This window comes from Rubrivirga sp. (assembly GCF_049648075.1).
GTDB lineage: Bacteria > Bacteroidota > Rhodothermia > Rhodothermales > Rubricoccaceae > Rubrivirga.
In genome coordinates, this window is record NZ_JBARYR010000320.1 from 1 (window position 1) to 3031 (window position 3031).

The 3031-nt window shown below is 68.6% G+C and carries 3 protein-coding genes; 2 read left to right on the forward strand and 1 reads right to left on the reverse strand.

All coding sequences use genetic code 11. The features are described from left to right. Both WBA11_RS09600 and WBA11_RS09605 read left to right on the forward strand, forming a co-directional pair. Positions 1 to 747 (forward strand): tetratricopeptide repeat protein (locus tag WBA11_RS09600; protein ID WP_424520480.1); only part of this gene is annotated, 747 nt, incomplete at its 5' end. Positions 748 to 851: 104 nt separating this feature from the next. Then, positions 852 to 1880, forward strand: a complete 1029-nt coding sequence (locus tag WBA11_RS09605; protein WP_424520481.1) for a hypothetical protein — start codon at positions 852 to 854, stop codon at positions 1878 to 1880. A gap of 234 nt (positions 1881 to 2114) precedes the next feature. On the opposite strand, the gene WBA11_RS09610 is transcribed toward WBA11_RS09605, so the two are convergent. Further along, positions 2115 to 2786, reverse strand: a complete 672-nt coding sequence (locus WBA11_RS09610) for a hypothetical protein (RefSeq protein ID WP_424520482.1) — start codon at positions 2784 to 2786, stop codon at positions 2115 to 2117. Positions 2787 to 3031 lie beyond the last annotated feature (245 nt).

The window sequence follows — 3031 nt, forward strand, 5'->3', positions numbered from 1 at the left end:
GCGGCGGAGGCCATTTTTGTCGAGATGCTGGCCGTCCGGAGAGTGGTGTACGGACCGGAGCACCCGTCCGTCCCCATCGGCCTCAACAGCTTCGCTGGATTCCTGCGCAATCTAGAGCGGTACGACGAGGCGCTCCCCTACGCCCGGGAGGCCCATGCGATCTCGAGCGCGACGCTGGGTCCCGACCACCCGAACACGCTCGATCACGCCGTTTTGGTCGCGTCCATCCAGCGTGGCCGGGGGCGAGCGGAGGAGGCGATCCCGGTCATCGCCGACGTCATCGACCGTCTGATCCGTACGCAGGGGCCAGACTACCCGTTCATGGCGTACTACTACGACCAGTACGCCCGCGCGCAAATGGCCGCAGAGCGGTATGACGAGGCGGCGGTCGTGCTGCAGCGAGGCCTCGAGGCCGCCCGCTCGAGCCACGGAACGCCCGCCGTCGAGGGCGCCAACATCGTTGTCAAGCAGGCGTACATCGCCAACCAGCGCGGTGACGCATCGGGTGCCGTCCGTCTCTATCGGGCAGCGGCCGACGAGTTCGAGGCCGTGTTCGGTACGCCGACGAACGCGTTCTCGGCAGGCGCGCTCAACGGCCTCGGTCAAGCGCTCGTCGAGGTCGGGCGAGGGGGAGAAGCGCTGCGCGTCTTCCGCGAGAGTCTCGCGGCCTACGAGGCTTCCTTCGGTCCCGATCTGCCGACGGCAGAGCTCGTCCGAGAGCGGATCGAGGCGTTGGAGGCCCCATAGCTGGCTACTGCACGCGCGCTGGGCTGTTCAGAAACCCGTGTCCGGGGAGTGGCCCTCTCTTGGTGGCGTTTCGCGGAGGAAGAGGAGAACCACCTCTCCTGTCAATGCGCGCTCCATTCATTGCCATCGCTCTCGCGGTCTTCCTGACGGCGTGCTCGGCGGATGCCCAGCTCACGTCCCTCCTCGGCCAGACCATGAACCCAGTCACAGAATCCGCGAGCGAGGTTCAGCAGAGTGGCACTTCTGCGCCTCGGACGGGGCCGGCCCCAGCGTTTGATCTCGGCGTCTTCCTCGAGACGAGCTTCTGGGTAGAGGGCTCCGAGTTTCGACTCGCCTCCCCCGCTGACTACTTCCTCCTGTTCCCTCCCACAGGGTTTGCTGATGGCGCCGTTCGAGGTCGCTACGTGTTGCGCGTCGCTGGCGGGCGTGAGGTCCAAAGCACGGACCTGTGGCACGCAGGTCCGACGGGGTCTCCCGCCGTCGTGGAGGTCGCCGCTCGGGGCGGGTCCTTGACCGTACCGGAGAGTGGGGCGTACGTCCTCGAGGCCGAGGTCGGCGGTCTGACTGTCGCGAGCGTCCCGTTTACGGCCGAGGTGGTCGAGAGCGGAGACCCGTTCGATCCCACTCCCGCGACGCGCCTCGATGGACCGTGGCGCACGCACGGGTACTTTATCCACGATCCCGAGCGGACCGACTACGTCATGGAGTTCCACACGTGGCTCCGCCGCGACGAGCCGCAGGGGGAGCAGACGACGGAGGTCTCGGTCCGGCGAGACGGACAGGAGGTCGCGTGGGGATACGGGACCGCGGACGGGTCCTACGACTCGTGGGCTCGCGTCGACTACCGCCTCTACGCACCCGAGGGGCGCGACCGATTCGGGTACCAGCAGGCCAACGCGCCAAACTGGACCCTCGACGACGTGACACCCGGGACCTACGAAGTCGTCCTGTCGATGGAGTCGGGTCCGTTTCGGACGATGTCCATCGAGGGCGCTGAAGGTGCCTTCGTGCCGCACTCGCGCAGCGCGATCGACATCGAGCCCCGGTCGCAGTACCTCACGCCGCGGCGGATGACCGGCCAGATGCTGCGGACGCCGATGCACCTGGATTGGGTCGGGCCGGAAGCGCTCTAGCGCCGGCAGGTCCTTCGGCAGCGTCCTCGAGGACGACGTCGCGGTTGAGGGCGGGCCAGGCGCACTGGACGCCGTGAGGCCGAACACGGCCGCGGTGCCAGCGGGCGCTGGGGCGAGAAGCGGTCTCACTCTGGATCCGAGTGGGCGTTCTTCCCCAGGAGCCTCGTCCTCGATGCTGATTGTCACATGCAGGAACGGCCTCGAGGACGGATGTCGCCCTCGAGGCCGGGACCGCTAGATCGATAGGACGATCTGCTCGCCGGACCGCTCACCCTCCCACGGGTCGCGGACGTCCGGGGTGCATTCGCCCGTCCACGGGTTGACGATTCCGACGCAGAGGCCGTCGCCGTCGCCGTCGCCCTCTTCCGGCGGCTCCTCGTCCCCTCCGTCGTCGTCGGCCGGCGGCTCCTCGTCGCCATCGGGGTCCTCCTTGGGCGGGTCCTCGCCGGTCTCGTTCTGCATCGGCATCCCGTCGCAGACCATGATCCACGAACTCCCGTCCTCGGATTGGAGCGCGAAGCCGGCCACGTCCTCGAGGGCGACGTTGGGGGCGTCCCCCATGTAGACCGGGGTGCCGAACTGTTCACCGGTCATCTCGAAGTCGAACAGGGTCCACTCGACGTGGGTGTAGCCGTCGGGCGCTCGCTCGCACACGTTCCCACGAGCCATCATGAGTCCGCCCGAGACGAGCGGTGCGCGCCACGCCGGCCGGGCGCCGCGTACGGGCTCGAGGACGATCGTGGCTCCGGACCGCTTCTGGGTGATGGTGGCGACGTAGGCGCCGGCTTCGATGACGCGGACGTGAGGGGTTTTGGCGGAGGGCTCGGCCGGTGGCACGGTGAACGCCGTGACCACGAGGGCCAGGGCTGCCACGGCAATCAGGACGTGGAAGGGAAATCGTTTCATCGGAGTCGGGGGTTTGTGATTGGCGGGTCGCCCGCCGTCCAACCGTCCGCAGAGCGGGCCGCCGAGGGATCACGGCGTCCTCCGGGTTTCGTCCTCGAGGGCGGGACCGACGCGCGGCCGAGCCCGTTCGGACCGCTTCGAGATCTTCGACCCCATGCCCCTCACCGTCTTGGTCACCGGCGCCTCCGCCGGCATCGGCGCGGCGACCGCCCGCGCGTTCGCCGCCAAAGGCGACCGCGTCATCC